At 62.7% G+C, this 2,849-nt stretch carries 4 protein-coding genes and 1 tRNA gene; 2 read left to right on the forward strand and 3 right to left on the reverse strand.

The window, feature by feature from the left end; genetic code table 11:
- Positions 1–822: efflux RND transporter periplasmic adaptor subunit (locus ENZ75_RS27245; RefSeq protein WP_128278452.1), on the reverse strand; the 822-nt coding region annotated here is incomplete at its 3' end.
- A 101-nt stretch (positions 823–923) separates the two neighbouring features.
- On the opposite strand from ENZ75_RS27245, the gene ENZ75_RS27250 reads away from it, so the two are divergent.
- Both ENZ75_RS27250 and ENZ75_RS27255 read left to right on the forward strand, forming a co-directional pair.
- Positions 924–1,832 carry a PhzF family phenazine biosynthesis protein gene (locus ENZ75_RS27250; RefSeq protein WP_063168252.1) on the forward strand — a complete coding sequence of 303 codons (909 nt, stop codon included), beginning with the start codon at positions 924–926 and terminating at the stop codon, positions 1,830–1,832.
- 106 nt (positions 1,833–1,938) lie between these two features.
- A tRNA-Lys gene (locus ENZ75_RS27255) sits at positions 1,939–2,014 on the forward strand.
- Positions 2,015–2,127: 113 nt separating this feature from the next.
- Here ENZ75_RS27255 and ENZ75_RS27260 read toward each other — a convergent pair.
- Both ENZ75_RS27260 and ENZ75_RS27265 read right to left on the reverse strand, forming a co-directional pair.
- A complete protein-coding gene (locus ENZ75_RS27260; protein WP_063168251.1) occupies positions 2,128–2,388 on the reverse strand; it encodes a hypothetical protein in 261 nt (86 codons plus the stop codon).
- A gap of 89 nt (positions 2,389–2,477) precedes the next feature.
- Positions 2,478–2,849: nicotinate-nucleotide--dimethylbenzimidazole phosphoribosyltransferase (locus tag ENZ75_RS27265; RefSeq protein WP_206521217.1), on the reverse strand; the 372-nt coding region annotated here is incomplete at its 5' end.

The raw sequence follows: 2,849 nt of genomic DNA on the forward strand, positions 1-2,849 counted from the left end.
GAAGCGGGCATGCTGGCCGGATTTGACCGCACCGATGTCGGCCTCGTCGACCGCCGCCACCAGTTCCATGTTCCTGAGATCGGCGGCGATGATGAACAGCACCGGCGCCTGCAGCGAGGAGGCGACCGTCTGGCCGGGATCGACCGAGCGCGTCAAAACGATGCCGTCGATCGGCGCATAGATTGTGCTCTTGGCAAGGTCGGTCTGCTGCGCCTTGAGGTCGGCCTGGGCGATGGCGAGGTTGGCCTGCGCACTGTCGAGAGCTGCCTTGGAACGGTCGCGCGTGGCGGTTGCCGCTTCAAGCGACTGGTCGGTCGCCATGCCGCGCCTGGTCAGTTCGGCGGCGCGCACCAGCGCCTTCTCGTTTTCGGCCAGCGTAACCGTGGCGTCCTCGACATTGGCGGCGGCGGCCTTGGCCGAAGCTTCGGCGCGCTCGATCTGGACTTCGAGTTTCACCGTGTCGAGTGTCGCCAGCACGTCACCCTTCTTGACCTGCTGGTTCTCCTCGGCCGAGACCGAGCGGATGATGCCGGACAGTTCGCTTGAAATATCGACCTGGGTGAGTGGCTGCAACGTGCCGGTCGCCGACACCGCGACGGTGAGGTCGGCCTTGGCGGCAGGCACTGTGGTGTAGTCAATCCTGGCCGGCGAGCCCGCATACCATTGATAGAGGCCAAGCGCGGCGGCGAGCACGATCAGCGCCAGCAACGCATAGAGCCACCCACGACGGCGCGATCTGCGCCGGCCTGTCTGGTCGAGCCCAAGCGCCGTCTCGATGGCGGAATCCGATTCCGTCTTTGGCAGATTGACAATCTGGTCCACGCTGGACCCCTATAATGCGCAATGTCCCTATCTGTGCACAGATCAGGCTTACCGGTTCAAATATCAAATTAAATTTCGCCCATGTTGGGATTGAGGCAGGAATGAAAACCCGGAATTACTTGCTTTACGATGTGTTTACGACCGAGCGACTGGCCGGCAATCCTTTGGCCGTCGTGCTCGACAGCAAGGGATTGGACACGGCCGCGATGCAGGCCATCGCGCGCGAATTCAACCTGTCCGAATCGGTGTTCGTCCTGCCGCCGGCCAATCCCAAGCACAAAAACCGCATCCGCATCTTCACGCCCGACTATGAAATGCCGTTCGCCGGCCATCCGACGGTCGGCGCCGCGATCGCGCTGGCCGAACTGGCGGAAGAGGGCGGCGCCGGCATCTTCGTGCTGGAGGAAAACATCGGTCCGGTGCGGTGCGCCGTCAGCAAGCATGACGGCAACACTTTTGCCGAGTTCGACCTGGCCAAGCTGCCGGAGCCGCTGAAGCTCGATGCCGATCCGGAGGCGATCGGTGCCGCGCTTGGGTTGACGCCGCATGAGATCGGCTTCGAGAATCACCGCGTCGCGTTCTGGTCGGCGGGCGTGCCCTATGTCACCATCCCGGTTGCCAATCTCGAGGCGGCGGGTCGCATCCGGCTGGACAACCAGGCCTGGTCGGAACTGGCGCCGCGCAAGAGCGAATGGGCCTTCGCCAGCCCCTATGTCTACTGCCGCGAGACGGTGAACCACGAAAGCGCCTTCCATGTGCGCATGATCGTGCCTGGCACGCCTTCCTATGAGGATCCGGCGACCGGCTCGGCGGCAGCCGCCTTTGCCGGCGCCATCATGCATTTCGACGCGCCGACCGATGGCATTTCACAGCTGTGGATCGAGCAGGGGCTGGAGATGGGCCGGCCATCGCGCATCCGCCTCGAACTGACCGTGCAAGGCGGAAAACTGGCCTCGGCGCGCATCGGCGGCAACGCAATCAAGGTGGCGGAGGGCAAGCTGTTCGTTTGATCGAACGCATGCTCGGTCGATTTGTCGGGAAATGATTCCGGCAGGGCTGGACAGGACCGATGGTGGCGGCTATATGCCCGCCAACGCCGGTTTTTGCCGGCCGAGTGGGTGCGTAGCTCAGTTGGTAGAGCAGCTGACTCTTAATCAGCGGGTCCACAGTTCAATCCTGTGCGCACCCACCAAATTCCTAGAAGAGTTGGTGGAAAGACCCTGAAAGCGAGACGCGTTTGGCGCATCTCGGGCAAGGCTGTCCGACCGTGATTCTTCAAACGCGCTATCCGGATCTTGTGGCGATTTAGCCGAGTTGAAAAATGCGGCTCAGAAACCGGCCGAATCGAAAAGCAAGGCTCTTTTCCCCGGCTGCAGCATCGCTGGCGCCAATTCCGTCTTTTCCCCCGGAGAAATCGCTGATGGGCCACCAGAAGAAGACCAGGAAGACAACGAAAATGCCGGTGTCGATCGGGCCATGACTTGAATAGCTGCTGTGACGGAACACAACAGCGACCGCCCCGGCGATAACACCGCAGCTGCGGCAGGATGAAATTTCTTCATCCACAAAAATCTATTTGAGAATCGCCGTTACGGTAAGATGCCTCCTTTGTCGTGACAACGGCATCTTTGTCGGCCGATACGGGGAATGAATAATTACTTCTCCGAAACGCCAGCCTCGGCAAAACTCGCCATGCGGGCATGGCACTCCAGCGCCGAGCGGACGATGTTGACGGCGAGGCAGGCGCCGGAGCCTTCGCCGAGCCGCATGCCGAGGTCGAGCAGCGGCGGCAGGCCGAGCGCTTCGAGCAGGCCGCGATGGCCTGACTCAGCGGAGACATGGGCTGCGATGGTGTGGGCGAGGCCGGTCGGGTGCAGCTTCGACAGCGGGGCTGCGGCGGCGGTGCAGACGAAGCCGTCGAGCAGCACGGGTATGCCGAGATGTCGGGCGGCGAGCGTGGCGCCGAAGATGGCGGCCAGTTCGCGTCCGCCGAGCACGGCAGCGATAGCAAGCGGGTCGGCGAGGGC

This window comes from Mesorhizobium sp. M7A.F.Ca.CA.002.04.1.1 (assembly GCF_004022805.1).
GTDB lineage: Bacteria > Pseudomonadota > Alphaproteobacteria > Rhizobiales > Rhizobiaceae > Mesorhizobium > Mesorhizobium ciceri.

Excerpts from the sequence above, each read along its gene's own strand:
- ENZ75_RS27250 (WP_063168252.1), top strand. The coding sequence starts at position 924 with ATGAAAACCCGGAATTACTTGCTTTACGATGTGTTTACGACCGAGCGA.